18 protein-coding genes are annotated in these 15,931 nt (G+C 69.4%); 8 read left to right on the forward strand and 10 right to left on the reverse strand.

Annotation, left to right across the window (positions count from 1 at the left end; all coding sequences use genetic code 11):
* Window position 1 precedes the first annotated feature (1 nt).
* Both OG194_RS01525 and OG194_RS01530 read right to left on the reverse strand, forming a co-directional pair.
* Entirely contained in the window at window positions 2–964 is a 963-nt protein-coding gene (locus OG194_RS01525) for an amidohydrolase family protein (RefSeq protein ID WP_327398955.1), read from the reverse strand.
* A gap of 59 nt (window positions 965–1,023) precedes the next feature.
* On the reverse strand, window positions 1,024–2,634 hold the full coding sequence (locus tag OG194_RS01530; protein ID WP_327398956.1) for an MFS transporter: 1,611 nt from the start codon (window positions 2,632–2,634) through the stop codon (window positions 1,024–1,026).
* Window positions 2,635–2,741: 107 nt separating this feature from the next.
* Between OG194_RS01530 and OG194_RS01535 the strand changes: the two genes are divergently transcribed.
* Both OG194_RS01535 and OG194_RS01540 read left to right on the forward strand, forming a co-directional pair.
* The gene (locus OG194_RS01535; protein WP_327398957.1) at window positions 2,742–3,350 is read left to right on the forward strand and encodes a TetR/AcrR family transcriptional regulator; all 609 of its coding nucleotides are present in this window, start codon (window positions 2,742–2,744) and stop codon (window positions 3,348–3,350) included.
* 29 nt (window positions 3,351–3,379) lie between these two features.
* Window positions 3,380–4,165 carry an LmeA family phospholipid-binding protein gene (locus tag OG194_RS01540; protein ID WP_327398958.1) on the forward strand — a complete coding sequence of 262 codons (786 nt, stop codon included), beginning with the start codon at window positions 3,380–3,382 and terminating at the stop codon, window positions 4,163–4,165.
* A 3-nt stretch (window positions 4,166–4,168) separates the two neighbouring features.
* On the opposite strand, the gene OG194_RS01545 is transcribed toward OG194_RS01540, so the two are convergent.
* From OG194_RS01545 to OG194_RS01560, 4 genes are all read right to left on the reverse strand, one after another.
* A complete protein-coding gene (locus OG194_RS01545) occupies window positions 4,169–4,822 on the reverse strand; it encodes a TetR family transcriptional regulator (protein ID WP_327398959.1) in 654 nt (217 codons plus the stop codon).
* 162 nt (window positions 4,823–4,984) lie between these two features.
* On the reverse strand, window positions 4,985–5,560 hold the full coding sequence (locus tag OG194_RS01550) for a hypothetical protein (RefSeq protein ID WP_327398960.1): 576 nt from the start codon (window positions 5,558–5,560) through the stop codon (window positions 4,985–4,987).
* A 141-nt stretch (window positions 5,561–5,701) separates the two neighbouring features.
* On the reverse strand, window positions 5,702–6,601 hold the full coding sequence (locus tag OG194_RS01555; RefSeq protein WP_442811475.1) for a SigB/SigF/SigG family RNA polymerase sigma factor: 900 nt from the start codon (window positions 6,599–6,601) through the stop codon (window positions 5,702–5,704).
* Window positions 6,602–6,742: 141 nt separating this feature from the next.
* On the reverse strand, window positions 6,743–7,495 hold the full coding sequence (locus tag OG194_RS01560; protein WP_442811775.1) for an SAM-dependent methyltransferase: 753 nt from the start codon (window positions 7,493–7,495) through the stop codon (window positions 6,743–6,745).
* 266 nt (window positions 7,496–7,761) lie between these two features.
* Here OG194_RS01560 and OG194_RS01565 point away from each other — a divergent pair, with 266 nt between their 5' ends.
* A complete protein-coding gene (locus OG194_RS01565; RefSeq protein ID WP_442811476.1) occupies window positions 7,762–9,048 on the forward strand; it encodes a PP2C family protein-serine/threonine phosphatase in 1,287 nt (428 codons plus the stop codon).
* A 40-nt stretch (window positions 9,049–9,088) separates the two neighbouring features.
* Here OG194_RS01565 and OG194_RS01570 read toward each other — a convergent pair whose 3' ends face one another.
* A complete protein-coding gene (locus tag OG194_RS01570; protein ID WP_327398963.1) occupies window positions 9,089–9,535 on the reverse strand; it encodes an ATP-binding protein in 447 nt (148 codons plus the stop codon).
* A gap of 240 nt (window positions 9,536–9,775) precedes the next feature.
* Here OG194_RS01570 and OG194_RS01575 point away from each other — a divergent pair, with 240 nt between their 5' ends.
* The 4 genes from OG194_RS01575 to OG194_RS01590 all read left to right on the forward strand — a co-directional run bounded on the left by OG194_RS01575 (window position 9,776) and on the right by OG194_RS01590 (window position 13,218).
* Window positions 9,776–10,648 (forward strand): helix-turn-helix domain-containing protein, encoded by an 873-nt coding sequence (locus OG194_RS01575; protein WP_327398964.1) that lies wholly within the window; start codon window positions 9,776–9,778, stop codon window positions 10,646–10,648.
* Entirely contained in the window at window positions 10,645–10,896 is a 252-nt protein-coding gene (locus tag OG194_RS01580; RefSeq protein ID WP_327398965.1) for a DUF397 domain-containing protein, read from the forward strand. Before OG194_RS01575 ends, OG194_RS01580 begins: the two co-directional genes overlap by 4 nt.
* 79 nt (window positions 10,897–10,975) lie before the next feature.
* A complete protein-coding gene (locus tag OG194_RS01585) occupies window positions 10,976–11,803 on the forward strand; it encodes an SAM-dependent methyltransferase (RefSeq protein ID WP_327398966.1) in 828 nt (275 codons plus the stop codon).
* 371 nt (window positions 11,804–12,174) lie between these two features.
* Window positions 12,175–13,218, forward strand: a complete 1,044-nt coding sequence (locus OG194_RS01590; RefSeq protein ID WP_327398967.1) for a glycoside hydrolase family 5 protein — start codon at window positions 12,175–12,177, stop codon at window positions 13,216–13,218.
* 88 nt (window positions 13,219–13,306) lie between these two features.
* Here OG194_RS01590 and OG194_RS01595 read toward each other — a convergent pair whose 3' ends face one another.
* Window positions 13,307–13,771: a nuclear transport factor 2 family protein gene (locus OG194_RS01595; protein WP_327398968.1), complete on the reverse strand. Its 465-nt coding sequence runs from the start codon at window positions 13,769–13,771 to the stop codon at window positions 13,307–13,309.
* Window positions 13,772–13,901: 130 nt separating this feature from the next.
* On the opposite strand from OG194_RS01595, the gene OG194_RS01600 reads away from it, so the two are divergent.
* Window positions 13,902–14,708, forward strand: coding sequence for an SDR family NAD(P)-dependent oxidoreductase (locus tag OG194_RS01600; RefSeq protein WP_327398969.1), 807 nt, complete (start codon window positions 13,902–13,904; stop codon window positions 14,706–14,708).
* A gap of 65 nt (window positions 14,709–14,773) precedes the next feature.
* Here OG194_RS01600 and OG194_RS01605 read toward each other — a convergent pair whose 3' ends face one another.
* On the reverse strand, window positions 14,774–15,427 hold the full coding sequence (locus tag OG194_RS01605) for a TetR/AcrR family transcriptional regulator C-terminal domain-containing protein (RefSeq protein WP_327398970.1): 654 nt from the start codon (window positions 15,425–15,427) through the stop codon (window positions 14,774–14,776).
* Between the two features lie 45 nt (window positions 15,428–15,472).
* Window positions 15,473–15,877 (reverse strand): RidA family protein, encoded by a 405-nt coding sequence (locus tag OG194_RS01610; RefSeq protein ID WP_327398971.1) that lies wholly within the window; start codon window positions 15,875–15,877, stop codon window positions 15,473–15,475.
* Window positions 15,878–15,931 lie beyond the last annotated feature (54 nt).

The raw sequence follows: 15,931 nt of genomic DNA on the forward strand, positions 1-15,931 counted from the left end.
GTCACCGGGCCGCCTGCGCGTCGCCCCGGCCGTACCGGTTCCTGAAGAGTTCCTTCGCGCTCCCGTGGTTGATCGCGTCGAGTTGGCCGGGCTCGAACCCGTCGTAGCCGTCGAGGAGGGAGTCGAGGAGTCCGCCGCTCTCCTCGGGGGCGAAGGGGAAGTCGCTGCCGTAGAGGATGTGTCCGGGCGCGGCGAAGGCCAGCAGGGAGGGGAGGGCGGCCGGGGTGGAGGAGAGCGCGGTGTCGAAGTAGAAGCGCTGGAGGTCGGTCAGGATGCCGAGGGGTGTGGTGCCGGGGTTGAACTGGGCGCCGGCGGTGAACCGCCAAGCGGCGTACGGCAGGAAGCCGCCCGCGTGGGAGAGGATCACCTTCATCCGGGTGTGCCGGCTCATCACGCCGTTGAGCGTCATGTGCACCGCGGTGCGGGTGGTGTCGAAGGGGAAGTCCAGCAGCGGGCTGGGCATGCCTTCCAGCATGGGCAGCGGCGGTGCGGTGGGGTGGACGAAGACCACGGCGGCGCGGGCGTCCAACTCGGCCCAGAGCGGCTCGAATTCCTTGTCGCCGAGGTAGCGGCCGTCGATGTTGGACATCAACACCACGCCGTCCGCGTGCAGTTCGTCGAGTGCGTACGCCGTCTCCGCGAGGGCGCCGTCCACGTCGGGCAGCGGGACGCTGGCGAAGAAGCCGAAGCGGTCGGGGTGGTCCTTGGCCAGTTCCGCGCTGAACTCGTTGACGGTTCGGGTGATCGCGCGGGACTCGGTGTCGTCGCCGAAGTGGGTGCCCGGTGAGCTGACCGAGAGGATGCCGGTGGCTATGGACCGGCGGTCCATCATCGCGAGCGCGCTCCGCGCGTCCCAGGCGGGCGTGGGCCAGCCGCCGGCCGTCATCTCGTGACGGTCCATCACCTTCCGGTAGGCGGGCGGGAGGAGGTGCTGGTGGACGTCGATGCGATGCGGGGCGGGCATGTTCTCTCGCTTCCTGATCCTCGGGCGGGCCTGCCAACGGGCGGTGGGTGCCGGGGTGTTCAGACGGACTCGGCGTGCTCCTGCTCGCGGCTGGTCTCCGTCGCCTTCGACTCGGGCTCCTTCGTGCCACGGCGGCCCGGCAGCACCGCGAGGACGATCAGCGTGCCGGCGGCCATGATGATCCCGCCGACCAGGCTGGTCTGCGCGACACCGTGGGCGAAGGCCTCGTGCACGGCGTCGACCAGGGCCTGTGCCTGCCGCGGTCCGGCGGAGGGCGTCTTCGCGATCTGCTGGGCGACCGCCAGGCCGCCGCCGACCGAGTCCTTGGCGGTGTCCAGCGCGGCGGCGGGGAGGTGGCCGCCCACCAGGTCGGTCAGCTTGTCCTTGTAGGTGGTACCGAGCAGCGAGCCGAGGACGGCGATACCGAGGGAGCCGCCGAGTTCCAGCGCGGTGTCGTTGGCGCCGCCGCCGACGCCGAGTTCGTTCTCCGGGAAGGCGCCCATGATCGTGTCCGTGGCCGGGGAGACGCTGAGCCCGATCGCGAAGCCCAGCAGCATCATCATCGGCAGGAAGTCGCCGTAGCCGGACGACTTGTCGACGAGCGTGAGCAGGAAGACGCCCACGGTGCCGATCGCCATGCCGGTCACCACCATCGGCTTCATGCCCAGCTTGGGGGTGAGGCGTCCGGTGACCACGGCGCCGAGTGAGACGGCAGCGGCCAGCGGCAGCAGTCGTACGCCGGTCTCCAGCGCGCTGTAGCCGAGGACGAACTGGAGGAACTGGGTGGCGTAGTAGATCGCGCCGTAGGTGCCGAAGAAGAAGAACAGGACCGCCGTCATCGAGCCGCTGAAGGATCGCTGCGCGAACTTGCGGACGTCCAGCATGGGGTGCGGGTGACGCAACTCCCAGGCCACGAAGGCGGGCAGACCGACGGCGGCGACGACCGCCGCGGTGACCGGACCCGCGCCCCAGCCGAAGTGCGGGCCCTCGATGATCGCGTAGACCAGGGAGCCGACCGAGACGATCGAGAGGAGGCCGCCCACGTAGTCGATGCGGCCCATCGCGTCCGCCTTGGACGGCGGTACGAGGACGAGCGCGCCGACGACCGCGACGAGGGCGATGGGGACGTTGATCAGGAACGTGGAGCCCCAGGCGTGGTCCTCCAGCAGCCAGCCCGCGACCAGCGGGCCGACGGCGATGGCGAGGCCCGAGGTCGCGGTCCAGGCCGTGATGGCCCGCGCCCGCTCGCGCTTCGGGAAGATCGCGACCAGCAGGGACAGCGTGGCCGGCATGACCACCGCGGCGCCCACTCCCATGACCGCGCGGGCCGTGATGACCAGCCCGGTCTCGTGGACCAGGCTCCCCATCACCGATCCCCCGGCGAAGATCACCAGCCCGGTGAGGAGCGCGCCGCGACGGCTGTACTTGTCGCCGATCGCGCCCAGCACGAGCATCAGCGCGGCGTACGGGACGGTGTAGCCGTCGATGACCCACTGCAAGTCGCTGCTGCTCAGGCCCAGGTCCGTGGTCATGTCGGGGGCGGCCACGATCAGCGAGGTGTTCGCCATGACCACGATCAGCAGGCTCAGACAGAGCACGATCAGGGCGGACCAGCGCCGCGTGTACGGCCCGGTCATCTTGTCGACGGGTGTGGTGGCGAAGAGCGGCATCTGAAGCTCCTAGACGGCATTAATTGCTCACTGATGTGCAGGCTATTTTATTGCTCACTGATGTGCAACTATGCCGAGACAGATCAGCCCGGCCAGGAGGTGTCGACGTGTCCGGCCGCAGCAGCGCCAAGGCGCACGCCACCCGCGCCCGCATCCTGGAAGCGGCCCGGCGCGAACTGGGCCGCGACCCCGACCGCAGTCTCGGTGCCATCGCTGAGGCGGCCGACGTCGCGCGGCGCACCATCTACGAGCACTTCGCCGGGCGGGCCGCGCTCGTCGAGGGCCTCGCGGCGGACGCCGGGGAGGCGGTACGGCGTGCGAGTGCCGGCGCCCGGGCGCCGACGCCGGATCCCGTGACCTCCCTGGCGCGCCTCGTCCTCACCCTCTGGTCGGTCGGCGACCGCTACCGCACACTCATCGCCCTCGCCCACCGCGACCTCGGCCCCGACCGGGTCGGCGCGCTGCTCGGCCCGGCCCGTGACGCGGTCGCCGGAATCCTCGCCCACGGTCAGCGGCAGGGCGTCTTCCACACCGCCCTCCCGCCGGGTCCGCTCGGCAGAGCCCTGGAGGCACACGTGCTGGCGCTGCTGGACAGCGTCAACTCCAGCCCCTGGACCGACGACGGCACGGCCGCCGCCACGACGGCCCTGATCGCCATGGGCGTCGGACCCGCCCTCGCGGCCACCACGGTCCGCCGCCTGCGTCCGTCCCGTTGATCCCCGCTGATTCCCGCTGAAGGAGACCCATGTACGAGCCCTATGAGTCCTGGGATGCGCACCGCCGGCCCCGGAGGAACCGGCGCCCGGTCGTCATCGCCGTCGGCGCGCTTCTCGCGCTGCTCCTCGTGCCCCTCGCCGTCGACCGCTTCGCGACGGCACGGGTCGAGTCCCGTACGGCCACGGCGTTCCAGGCGGGCATGCACACGCCCTCCGCGCCGGAGGTCCACGTGCGGGGCTTCCCCATGCTGACGCAGTTGGCCGCCGGCACCCTGCGGCGCGTGGACATCACCGCGCACGACATACCGGCGAGCGATACCACCGGCCCGCTGCCGGTGAGCGAACTCTCCCTCCGGCTGAAGGAGTTGAAGAAGTCCGACGACGACTCGGAGGCGCTGGCCCGCTCGGCCGAGGCGACCGCCCTGCTGTCCTACCCGGACCTGTCGGCCGCCCTCGGGCTGGAGATCTCCCGGGGCACCCGTCCCGACCAGGTCCGCGCGAGCGTCCTCCTGCCCACCGGCGACGACGTCACCGTGGCGGCGACCGTATCGGTGCTGTCCGGCAACCGCATCGCCTTCAAGGACTTCCAGGTCACGGGCGGTCTGCTGCCGGAGGTGGGGCGATCGGCGATCGGCACGGTCTTCGAACGGCCGATCCGGCTCCGCAACATCCCTCAGGGCCTGCGCCTGCGCTCGGTCACCACGACGGAGAGCGGGCTGATCGCCCGCCTGTCGGGCGAGTCGGTCACCTTCCGGTCCGACGACGGCTCGCGGGGCAGTTCGGTGGAGGGCGACTCGTCGTACGGGAACGCCTGAGGCTCAGTCGTCCGCGACCGCGTCCTCCGTCGGCGCGACCTCGTCCACCACGACCCGCGCCTGCTTCTCCGGCACACCGGCCGCGATGAGAGAGGCGACCGCCGCATGGGTCCCGTCGTCCTCCAGCTCCCCGGAGTTGACCTCTTCGAGCAGGGCGATCGACATGGCTTCGAGTCCGGCGCTCAGCACGGCGGCCGGCAGTTGCGTGTGGAAGACGCCGTCGCGCTGGCCGCGGTCCAGGATGGTGGTGGCCGCGCCGCGGGCCGGCGACAGGATCTCGGTGACGCGCTCCACGCCCAGGTCGCGCCGGGCCAGCGCCAGGAGGAGCCGGTAGCGGTCGCCCACGGTCCACATCGACAGCACGAAGCGCGCGTACGACCGCTCGGCGGACTCCACCCCCGCACCGGACGGCGCCGGATCGGCGGGCAGTGCTGCCCGCAGGGCCTCCGACGCCTCCTCGGCCAGCGCCTCCAGCAGCGCCTCCCGGCCGGGGAAGTGCCCGAACAGCGTGCGCCGTACGACGCCGGAGGCGCGCGCGAGTTCCTCCAGGGTGATGTCGGGGTTCCGGCCGAGTTCCCGGCGGGCCGTGGCCAGGATGCGTTCCCGGTTGGAGCGCGCGTTGCTTCGCTGGGGGACACGGGCCGGGGGCTTGGTCACGGACAACCTCGGTGAAGTACGGGAGCTACGGAGCGGGGGCGAGCGCTGCGTCCAGTCTGGCACGCGCCCCCGGCCCCGCGCCGTCGCGGCGGCCATCGCCCTCCCTGCCGCCCCGACCCGAGACACGCACCGAGGACACGGGCCCCGCCCGCCGTCCGTCCGTCAGTAAGCGCGAAGGTAGCGGTCAAGGCGGGACTGGGCGTTGTCCACGCTCAGTCCGAGCGCCTTGCCGAGCGCCTCGCCCGGCACATCGTCGGCCTGCGCCCCGTACGCCGCTTCCTTGCCGACCCGGGCCGCCAGGCGTTCCAGGATGGCCACCGCCTTCAGCGCGGCGACCGGTGCCGTGTCCGAGAGCGCGTCGAGCCGTCCCTCCAACTGCTCCATCAGCTCGGAGAGTTCCTCCGGCAACGGAACCGTCCGGCGTTCGACGGCGTGGATGTGTTCCCACCACTCGTCGTACGCGTCGGAGGTGTCCAGGTCGTCCAGGTCGTGGTCCTCCACCTGGTCCCAGTCGATGGGATGGCTCTCCCCGCGCCACCCGCACGCGCAGGACGCCCGCCAGCCGGCTGCCTTGAGCCGGCCCATCCAGCCGTTGTAGGCCCACCACTCACGCGTCTCGAAGCCACAACTGCCGCTGCCCACATCCAGATACACGGACTTCGGTTCACTGCCGTCGGCGAGGACCGCCCCCACGATGCCCTCGTGGGACTCCCCGAACTCCTCACTCCGCCACGCCACAACTCCCCCTTCCGGCAACCCCGCGACGGCCGGGCAGGCACCTGAGGTGCCTGCCCGGCCACAGTACGAGAGTGCCGCAGAACGGACATCCGGGGAGGGTGACATCACCCAACAGCCCGGATTGTTGGGCCGGATCGTCCGTCAGGCGACCGCGGGGTCGAGCAGCCCCGCGCGCAGCCGCCGGAGCATCCGGCTGATGAGCCGGGACACGTGCATCTGGGAGACGCCGAGTTCCTCGCCGATCTCGGCCTGGGTGCGCTCCTCGACGTAGCGCATGTGGATGATCTTCCGCTCACGGTCGTCGAGTTGGGCGATGAGGGGGGCCAGGGAGCTGAGGTCGTCGACCAGTTCGAGGCCCGGGTCGTCCGAGCCGATGACGTCGGCCAGCACGGTCTCGCCCTCGGCGCCCGCGTCGGAGCTGAGCGCGGCGTCGAGCGAGGAGGAGGTGTAGCCGTTGGACGCCTTGCGGGCCTCGATGACCTCTTCCTCGGTGAGGCACATCAGCTCGGACAGCTCACGCGTGGTCGGCGTACGGCCGAGGCGGGACCGCAGTTCCTCGGTCGCCTTGGCCAGCTCGACGCGGGCTTCCTGGAGCCGGCGCGGCACGTGGACGGCCCAACTGGTGTCGCGGAAGAAGCGCTTGATCTCGCCGACGATGTAGGGGACGGCGAACGACGTGAACTCCACCTGGCGCGAGAGCTCGAACCGGTCGATCGCCTTGATGAGTCCGATCGTGCCGACCTGGACGATGTCCTCCATCTCGTTGTTGCTGCGGCTGCGGAAGCGCGCGGCCGCGTAGCGCACGAGGGAGAGGTTCATCTCGATCAGGGTGTTGCGCACGTACTGGAACTCGTGGGTGCCCTCCTCCAGCGAGGTCAGCCGGTCGAAGAACTGGCGTGACAGCTCCCGCGCGTCCTTCGGGCTCACCTTCGACGGCTCCGCGATCAGCGGAAGAGTGCCCCCCATCATCGGGAGCGCCTCTCGGGCCGTCGTCCGCCGCCCTGCCGTGGCCGGTGCCTCCGCTGCCGTCACGGCTGCCATAACGCCCACCCCATTCGTCCGAAGGAACTGCCGACAAGAGCCCCCTGCCCCGGTTTTCGCGACCCACTCCCCCTCATCCGGCCAAATCCGGGGCGGGCACCTCGTTTTCCGTACCGACGTACCCACCGAAGTACCCGCGGTCTACGCGTTCTTGGCGCCGACGCCCGCGTAGACCCAGTACTCCGACGGGTTTTCGGGGATCTCGTCCGTCGGGTCCGGGCGCCACAGGGGGACATAGGTCAGGCCGGGCTCGACAAGGTCGAAGCCATCGAACAGGCCGAGGATCTCGTCGTAGGAGCGGGCCGTTACGGGCGAAGTGGCCCTGGAGCTGTACAACTTGCCCACGGCGGCGGCCGTGTCCGGGCGGTCCTCGTTGGTGGCGTGGCTCATGGCCAGCCAGCTGCCGTCGGGCAGTTCGTCGCGGAAGGCGGCGACGATGCCGGTCGGGTTCTCGGCGGGTGTGACGAAGTGCAGGATCGTGATCATCAGGACGGCGACGGGCTGCTCGAAGTCGATCAACTTCCGTACCTGCGGGGAGGACAGGACGTCGGCCGGTCTGCGGATGTCGCCGTCGACGATGTCCGCGTCCGGGTTGTCGGCGAGGAGGGAGGTGCTGTGGGCGACGGCCACCGGGTCGTTGTCCACGTAGACCACGCGGGCTCCAGGGCTGGCGGCCTGCGCGACCTCGTGGACGTTGCCCTGGGTGGGGATGCCCGAGCCGAGGTCGATGAACTGCCGTACGCCGGAGGCGACCAGGAAGCGCACGGCCCGGCCGAGGAAGTCGCGGTTGGCGCGGGCCAGGGTGCGCACCTGGGGGTCGATCGCGGTGAACGCCGCCAACGCCTCGCGGTCTATGGCGAAATTGTGTTCACCGCCCAGCATCGCGTCGTACATTCGGGCGACACTCGCCTTGCGAGGATCGATCCCCTGCGGCAGACCTGCGCTCTCCGGCACCACAACTCCCTTTCGCCCCAGGTTCCTTGACGCGTCATCATATAGTTGCCGACGAAAGCACGGCAGACCGCTTGTCCCCCCACGCCACGCGGCCGGTCCCCACCCGGAAAGGCACGACCCTGCGGAACGAACCGCGCAGTCACATAGGTGACGCACCCTCTGCCGGGCCCCCACGCCGCAGGCAGGTCTTCGCTCCCGCCGCGGACGTGATCGGCTCGGAGCTCGACCTGCGGCTGACCGGCAGCCATGTCGTGCACGCGCTGACGCCCGGGTTCTGCGACGCGGCGTCGGTGTATCTGCTGGAGCGGTGGGTGCTGGAGGAGAACGCGTATCCCGCGGTGGATCCGCCGCAGATAGAGGCGCGCCGGCTCGCGGTGCGGGTGGGCACGGAGGCGCCCGAGAGCTGGGACGGTGTGCTGCCGGTCGGCGAGGTGGTCGTCTTCCCGCGCGAGACCCCGTACGCACGCGCCCTCGCCAGCGGTCACTCGCAGGTCCTCGACGGAGTGGACAAGCACACCTCGGAGCGGCTGTTGGCCTCCGCGGGCGGCGACGCGCAGCGCATAGACGATCTGTTGGGGACGGCGTCCTTCCTCGTCGTCCCGCTCCAACTGCGGGGCGCCACCGTCGGGTTCATCGCCTGCACACGCGGCCCGGAACGGGACCCGTTCCTGCCCGGCGAGGCCGTGGCCGTGGAGTCGCTGGCGGCCCGGGCCAGCGTGGCCCTGGACAACGCGCGCCGCTACGAGCGCGAGCGGCGCACCGCGCTCGCCATCCGCAACAGCCTCCTCCCGGACCCGGCGCAGGCGTTCCACGGCTGCCGCATCGCGCACGGCTATCTCCCGGCCGGCCAGGGCAACATCATCGGCGGCGACTGGTTCGACGTGCTGCCCCGCCCCGGTGGCCGGGTCGGTCTGGTCGTCGGCGACGCGATGGGCCACGGCCCCGAGTCGGCCGTGGCCATGATCCAGCTGCGTACGGCCGTGCGCACGCTGGCCCGGCTCGACATGGAACCGCCCGAACTCCTGCGCAGGCTCGACGAGTTGGCGTACGACACCCCGGGCGCGTCCTTCGCGACGTGCATCTACGCCGAGTGGGACGCCCGGGCGCACACCTGCACCCTGGTCGGCGCCGGTCACCCGCCGCCGCTGCTGCGCGGCCCGCACGGACCGGCCGTACCGGTCACGCTGGCCAGTGCGGGGCTGCCGTTGGGGCTCGGCACGGGCAACTACGAGGCCACGGTGCTGACCATCGACGAACCGGCCCTGCTCCTGCTGTACAGCGACGGGCTGGTCGAGTCGCGGCACGCGGACATCGACCAGGAGATCGCCGGTCTGGCCCGGGCTCTCGACACGGCCGCCGCCGAGCCCACGCCGGCCGACGGACCGGAGGCGTTCCCCTCACTGTGCGAACGGCTGCTGCGCGCCCCGTCCGCGATGCCCGGGGCGGACGACCGGACGCTGCTGCTGGCCGAGTTGACGCCCGCGACCACCTGAACAGGCCGCGGGCGTCCTCGCCCCCTCCGGGTGTCCGGCGTCAGTAGCCGGTGGACAGTGTGGCCCACACGGCTTTTCCACCGGTGAGCGCGGATCTGTCGACCCCCCAGGTGTCCGCGATGGCCTGCACGATGAACAGGCCGCGCCCGCTCTCGTCGTCGACGCGCGGCTCGCAGCGGGAAAGATCACTGCCCGTGTAGTCGTGGTCGTGGACCTCGATGCGCAGACTACGGTCGGTGACGAGCCCGACACCGCACAGGAGTCGCGCGCTGGGTGTGTGGCACACGCCGTTGGTGGCCAGCTCGGAGATGAGCAGGACCGCGTCGTCGCGCACACCTTCGGGCAGGCGCCACTTGTCCAGTTGCGCGCCCATGGCGTGCCGGGCGGTCCGGACACCGGAGCGGTGCGCGGGAAGTTCCAGCCAGTGCGCCAGGTCCGGGCTGACGACGTCTAAGAGCTGCGGGGAGGGAGTCGTGTGGGGGGACACGGTGGTTCGCCTTCCATCGGGGGCGGGCGCAGGCGGGAGACGCACAGCATCAGCAACAGACCTTCCGTGGACGGGGTGTTCCAACGAGAGGCCCAGGTCGCTCACACAAGTAACTATGCCCATAGCTCAGTTCAAGCTGCAACCGACTCCCTGATAATTTCAGAACGTCGGTTTCTGTCTGGCGACATCAGCAAGTCGCTGTCAGACTAATGCCGGTGACAGTCCCTCAGGAGGTTGGGCGTGAGCGAAGCTCGGTCGAGCACCGGCGCGGGTGCACCCACTGTTCTCCGCATGATCCTCGGCCGGCGGCTGCAGGAGCGGCGACAGGGTGCGAACGTGTCGCTGGAGAACGCCGCCAAGGCCCTGCGGGTGACCTCCCTGACCATCCGCCGTCTGGAGAAGGCCGAGGTCGGCCTCAAACCGCTCTACGTCGAAAAACTGCTGGAGACCTACGGCGCAGACCGCCAGGAGATCGACGAGTTCGTCGCTCTCGCGGAGCGGGCCAACGAGCCCGGCTGGTGGCACGCCTACCGCGATGTGCTCCCGGGCTGGTTCACCGCCTATGTGAGCCTGGAGACCGGCGCCAAGACCCTGCGTACCTATGAGCCGCACTACGTCACGGGACTCCTCCAGACGTACGACTACGCGCGAGGCGTGCTGAGCGGCGGCTTCCCGAACGACAACGACGAAGACCTTGAACGGCGGGTGCAGTTACGTCTGCGCCGCCAGAGTCTGCTGGAGAGGCCGGACTCGCCCACGCTCTGGGCGGTGCTGGAAGAAGCCGTGCTCCACCGGGTGGTGGGCGGTCCCGCGGTCATGCGGGACCAGATAGACCGGCTCCTCGAGGTCTCGGAACTGGACCACGTCAGTGTCGACATCGTCCCGTTCTCGGCGGGTGCCCACGTCGGGGCGTGCGCACCCTTCACCTATTTCCGGTTCCAGGAACCGGAGCTGCCCGACGTCGTCTACAGCGAGATCCTCTCCGCCTCCATGTATCTGGACCAACGATCCGATGTCGTGGCCCATCTGGAGGCGCACAACAGGATGTCGCTGCTGACCTCGTCCGCGGACAGCAAGGCGCTCTTGAACCGCATGCGCAAGGAGTACTCATGACCACCACGGACGGCAAGGTCTACAACGGGATGCCCGCGTCGAACCTCGGCGAGCAGGGCTGGGAATGCCCCTGGAGCGGTCCCAACGGAGGTCAGTGCGTGGAGACGAAGCAACTGGCCGACGGGCGCGTAGCGTTGCGCCAGTCGACCGATCCCGCGGGTCCCGCGCTGATCTACACGCCTCAGGAGATGGCCGCGTTCGTCGACGGGGTCAAGCGGGGCCTGGCCGACCACTTGATGGCCAGCTGAACAAGAGCATGGGCGATGGGGAGCCGGCCCGGCTGCGATCTGCCCGAGACGCCGATGCACACCACTTGAGAGGGAGAGCATGACCAACGCCCACGCCGCGCGGGACATCGACACCAGCAGGCCGCACTCCGCCCGCATGTACGACTACTACCTGGGCGGGAAGGACCACTTCGAGGTCGACAAGCAGGCGGCCGAGGCGGTCTCGAACGTCTTCACCGGCGTCTTCGTCGCCGCCCGGGAGAACCGCGGGTTCATGCACCGCGCGACCCGTGTCCTGGCCCGGGAGCACGGCATCCGCCAGTGGCTCGACATCGGCACGGGCATCCCCACCGAGCCGAACCTGCACCAGGTCGCCCAGTCCGTGGTGCCCGAGGCCCGGGTGGTCTACGCCGACAACGACCCCCTGGTCCTGAAGTACGCCGAGCGCCTGATGCGCAGCACCCGGCAGGGCCGCACGGCGTACGTACAGGCGGACGTCAACGACCCCGAGACGCTCCTCAACTCGCCCGAAGTGGCCGAGATACTCGACTTCGACAAGCCGATCGCGCTGTCCTTGAACGCGCTGCTGCACTTCGTCACCGACGACCAGGACCCGTACGGGCTCGTGGACCGGCTGCTGTCGGTCCTGCCGTCGGGCAGCGCCCTGGCCATCAGCCACGTCACTCCGGACTTCGACCCCGGGCCCTGGGCGAAGGTCGTCGCGATCTACGAGGAGGCCGGGACACCGGTGAAGGTCCGCAGCCGGGACGAGGTCGCGCGTTTCTTCACCGGGCTCGACCTGCTCGACCCGGGCATCGCCGTCGGCTGGCGCTGGCGTCCCGACCCGGTGACCGAGGAGTGGTCCGAGGACGAGGCGCCCACGGACGCCAAGGTCAGCCTGTGGACCGGGGTGGGCATCAAGCCGTAGCCCCGGCGCGGGATGCCGACGACGTTACGTGCGGGAAACCTTGACGACGGCGGTGCCGGATGCCACGATTCCGGCGCCGCCATGTTTGCGTAAACATCTCAACGGACCAGCTCGGCCGGGGGATTCGGCCTACGGTTCCGCCGCAGGATGTTTACGTAAACACCGCGTCGCGGCCGGTGGAGGAGGGAGAACTGGAGGCTCCCGGCAAGCAGGGCCCACCGTGCCCGTGCTCCCTCAACACCACCGAGCCCACCGGGACTTGGGACGACGAGCCGACGTCATCCGTCCCGCCCGGTAACTGTTCCGACGGCCGCTCAGCCGCGCGCAGGCCTCGTCATGCGCGGAGTCGCCATTCCTGAAAGGGCAAGTCGATGCGCACCATCCCCGCCAGAACCCGTCTGCGGGCCACCTTCGTGGCCGTCGCGATCGCCGCGGTCACCGGCACCACGCTGGCCGGCAGCCCCGCCTCCGCCGCGCCGAGCACGAACACGTCCCAGTTCAAGGGCGTCAACTGGGCCGACCCGCGCGACAATTACGCCGACGACCCGGTCGTCCTGTCCGGCCTGTCGCTCACCGACACCTACGCCCAGACGTACGCCAAGGCGACCCGGGTGATCGCGGCGTTCCGCGCCAACCTCGGTGCCAACACGGTGCGGCTGCCCATCAACCCGTACACGGTGAACGGGAGTTACTGGAAGTCCTACCGCGGGGTCATCGACGCGGCGACGGCGCAGGGCTTCAAGGTCATCGTCTCGTACTGGGAGGGGACGGGCGCCAACAAGGACGGCTTCATCGACGACCCCGCCACGTACTGGCCCATGTGGAACACCGTGGTCAAGACGTACCAGCACAACCAGCGGGTGTACTTCGAGCCGATGAACGAGCCGCACGGCTACACCGACGCCGAGTGGGCCGACCTCGCCGCCAAGTGGCTGGACACCTACTCCAAGGTGCCGCGCAACCGCGTCTTCGTGAGCGGCGCCGGCTACAACGACCACGTCACCACGGTCTGCGCCGACCCGCGCCTGAAGGGCACGTACCTCTCGTTGCACCACTACGGCTTCTGGAAGGACTACGCGACCTACGACCAGTGGGTGAGCGACCTCAAGGTGCGCCTCGGCGACTGCGCGAACCGCACCGTGGCCGACGAGTTCGGCGCCCCGATGACCACGGGCCTGAACTACAACGTGCCGACGCCCGCCGACAACTCGGTCAACTTCATCCAGGCCGACACCGACACGTTCCGCAAGCTCGGCATGGGCTCGGTGTACTGGCCCGGCCTGCGCACCGACGACACGTACTCGATCCAGAAGCTCATCGGCGACGCGGCCCGCCCCTGGCTGGTCACCACGAACCAGTCCGGCGCCGACCGCCTGGCGTGGGCGTGGGGCCGCGGCAAGCCCGTGAAGTCCTGAGTCACCGCTCCGATCCGACGCCCTGATCCGCGCCTCCCCCGCAACGGGGCACGGATCAGGGCGCGTTGGGCATGGGCCGCGGCGGCGGTCAGGCGTCTCCCGCCCTGACGCCGGAGACCTGACGCATTTCCGAGATCCTGCCGTCGGTGATGGAGAAGATCGCGATCACCCGGAATTCCTGCCGCCCGGCGTCCCCATCGCCCGCGGCACCTTCACGATCTCGCCCGCGGATCAGGATGTCGTACTCGATGACGACTTCGTCCCCCGACTCCAGGTACGTGTAGTACGGCTCCCGGATCTCCACCTCTTCGTATTGCCGGGGATAGATCCCGAAGTGCTTCCGCAGCTCCTCGATGCCGGCCGCCCTGACGTGACCGCAGGTGATGATGCGCGCGTCGGCCGCCCAGAATCGGTGAATCTCGTCGAGGGCGCGATTCCCGGCGTCGCTCAGACCGGATATCCACGTGAACATGCCGTGGAAGAAATCCCGATGGCGCTCAGTCGCGTTCATTGCTCGAAATGATCCTTTCGCACCCAAATTAACCTTGGTCACCGACCAAGACCATATCGCACCGCTTGGTCACCGCACAAGGGATCCGCCTGGAGTTGACATCTTGGTCACTGACCAAGTTCACTTGTCGTGTTGGTCACTGAACAAGAGCATGCACTCCAGGAGGAAGATCATGGCGAAGACGTGGTTCATCACCGGAGCCTCGAAGGGATTCGGCCGGGAATGGGCGGAAGCCGCGCTCGAACGAGGCGACAGGGTCGCCGCGACCAGCCGTTCCGCAGCCGCCTTCGACGACCTGGTCGAGAAGTACGGCGACGCCGTGCTGCCGCTGCGCGTCGACGTCGCCGACCGGACGGCCGCGTTCGAGGCCGTGCAGCGGGCGGTCGACACGTTCGGCGAGCTCGACGTCGTCATCAACAACGCGGGCTACGGCCTGTTCGGCATGGTCGAGGAAGTGTCCGAGCGGCAGGCCCGCGACCAGATCGAGATCAACGTGTTCGGCGCGCTCTGGGTCACCCAGGCGGTGCTCCCCCACCTCCGCGCCCGCGGCTCCGGCCACATCATCCAGGTGTCGTCCATCGGTGGCCTCACCTCACTGCCCGGACTCGGCATCTACCACGCCTCCAAGTTCGCCCTGGAAGGCTTCACCGCGAGCCTCGCCGCCGAGGTGAAGGCCTTCGGCATCAAGGTCACCCTGGTCGAACCGGCCGGCTACGCCACCGAATGGGCGGGACCCTCCGCGGTGCAGACCGAGCACCTTCCGGCCTACGACGATTTCCGCGCGGCCATGTCGGGGATCTCCTCCCGGCGCGGCGACCCGACCGCGACGCGAGCGGCGATTCTCACCGTGGTCGACGCGGAACAGCCGCCCCTCCGGATCTTCTTCGGTCAAGGCCCACTGGAAAGGATCAGCAAGGAGTACCAGGCGCGGCTCGACGAGTGGCGGAATTGGGACGAGGTCGCCAAAAACGCGTTCTGACCCCAAGACGCGACGGCACATCCTCGATCAGAGTACAGCGAGCGCTACGACGCCCTGACGCACCGTCAACTCCCTGCCCGGGGGCGCGGTTTGGTCGTCGGGGCCGACTGGAGGATCTGCTCGATTCCGAAGTCGAAGCGCTCGCTGTAGTCGATGGAGACGTAGTCCTCCAGCACCGAGTGGAGGCCCGGGAAATGCTGCTCGTCCACCGTTTCTCGGAGTCGATCGTGGAACGCGGCCGGTGTCGCCTGTTCTTCCTGAACAAGCCCGAGCGTGAAATAGAAGAGGCTCCACGACGTCCACGCGGCCGACTTGCGGGTGGGGCAGCCCTCGAAGAGGACCGTCACCATCCGCTCGGAAAAGGCCAACGTGTTCGGTTCGACGGGAAAGGTCCCGGCGACGAGCAGGGCGCCGTCCCGGTGTCCGAGCATCGCCTGCCTCAACCGCCCTAGCAGTTCGGCCACTTGCCCGCGCCAGTCGCCGTGCAGGTTCTCCAGGTCGACCTCGCCCAGGATGGATTCCGCCATCAGGCCGAGCAGTCGGTCCTTGGTCCGGATGTGCCACATGACCGTGTTCATCCGGACGTTGAGTTCGGCCGCGATCGCCCGGGCGGACAGTTTGGCGATGCCGTCCCGTTGCAGGACCACGAATGCGGCCTCGACCACACGGTCGAGTGTGATGCCGACCTTGGTCGGGGCAGCGCCTGGTGTCTTGGTCACCGATCGATGCTACCGGGGCCACCACCCACTGGCAGAAGCTGGGACTCACAAGGTCGCGACCACCTCGATCTCGACCAGAAAGCCCTCCGCGAAGAGCGTCTCCACACCCACGCACGTACTCGCGGGCGGTGTCTGCCCTTCTCCCCGGGAGCCGGCGATGAGCCCGATCAACTGCTCCGCGTTGTCGGTGTCGTACCCGACGAGATGGATCGTCTCCTTGATGATTTTGCTACGGCTCGAACCGCCGGCGGCCAGCACCGCGTCGATGTTCTCGTAGGCCTTGGTGAACTGCGCCGCCAGGTCGTCTCGACCGACGAGTTCCCCCTTGGCATCCCAGGCGACCTGCCCGGACGTGTAAAGGAGACCGAGGTCAGGAATGGCCAGGCCGTGGGAGATCACGCCGGTGAGGGGCGGGAGTTCGGCAGGATTCAGTGCGACGGGTGACGACATCGGGAGCCTTCCTCATTTTCCTGGAATCACCGATGTGCACCCTGCGCGTTCACG

The organism is Streptomyces sp. NBC_01288, from assembly GCF_035982055.1.
GTDB lineage: Bacteria > Actinomycetota > Actinomycetes > Streptomycetales > Streptomycetaceae > Streptomyces.

Excerpts from the sequence above, each read along its gene's own strand:
- OG194_RS01610 (WP_327398971.1), bottom strand. The coding sequence starts at position 15,877 with ATGTCGTCACCCGTCGCACTGAATCCTGCCGAACTCCCGCCCCTCACC.
- OG194_RS01555 (WP_442811475.1), bottom strand. The coding sequence starts at position 6,601 with ATGGCAGCCGTGACGGCAGCGGAGGCACCGGCCACGGCAGGGCGGCGG.
- OG194_RS01560 (WP_442811775.1), bottom strand. The coding sequence starts at position 7,495 with ATGTACGACGCGATGCTGGGCGGTGAACACAATTTCGCCATAGACCGC.
- OG194_RS01590 (WP_327398967.1), top strand. The coding sequence starts at position 12,175 with ATGCGCACCATCCCCGCCAGAACCCGTCTGCGGGCCACCTTCGTGGCC.
- OG194_RS01540 (WP_327398958.1), top strand. The coding sequence starts at position 3,380 with ATGTACGAGCCCTATGAGTCCTGGGATGCGCACCGCCGGCCCCGGAGG.
- OG194_RS01585 (WP_327398966.1), top strand. The coding sequence starts at position 10,976 with ATGACCAACGCCCACGCCGCGCGGGACATCGACACCAGCAGGCCGCAC.
- OG194_RS01525 (WP_327398955.1), bottom strand. The coding sequence starts at position 964 with ATGCCCGCCCCGCATCGCATCGACGTCCACCAGCACCTCCTCCCGCCC.
- OG194_RS01530 (WP_327398956.1), bottom strand. The coding sequence starts at position 2,634 with ATGCCGCTCTTCGCCACCACACCCGTCGACAAGATGACCGGGCCGTAC.
- OG194_RS01600 (WP_327398969.1), top strand. The coding sequence starts at position 13,902 with ATGGCGAAGACGTGGTTCATCACCGGAGCCTCGAAGGGATTCGGCCGG.
- OG194_RS01580 (WP_327398965.1), top strand. The coding sequence starts at position 10,645 with ATGACCACCACGGACGGCAAGGTCTACAACGGGATGCCCGCGTCGAAC.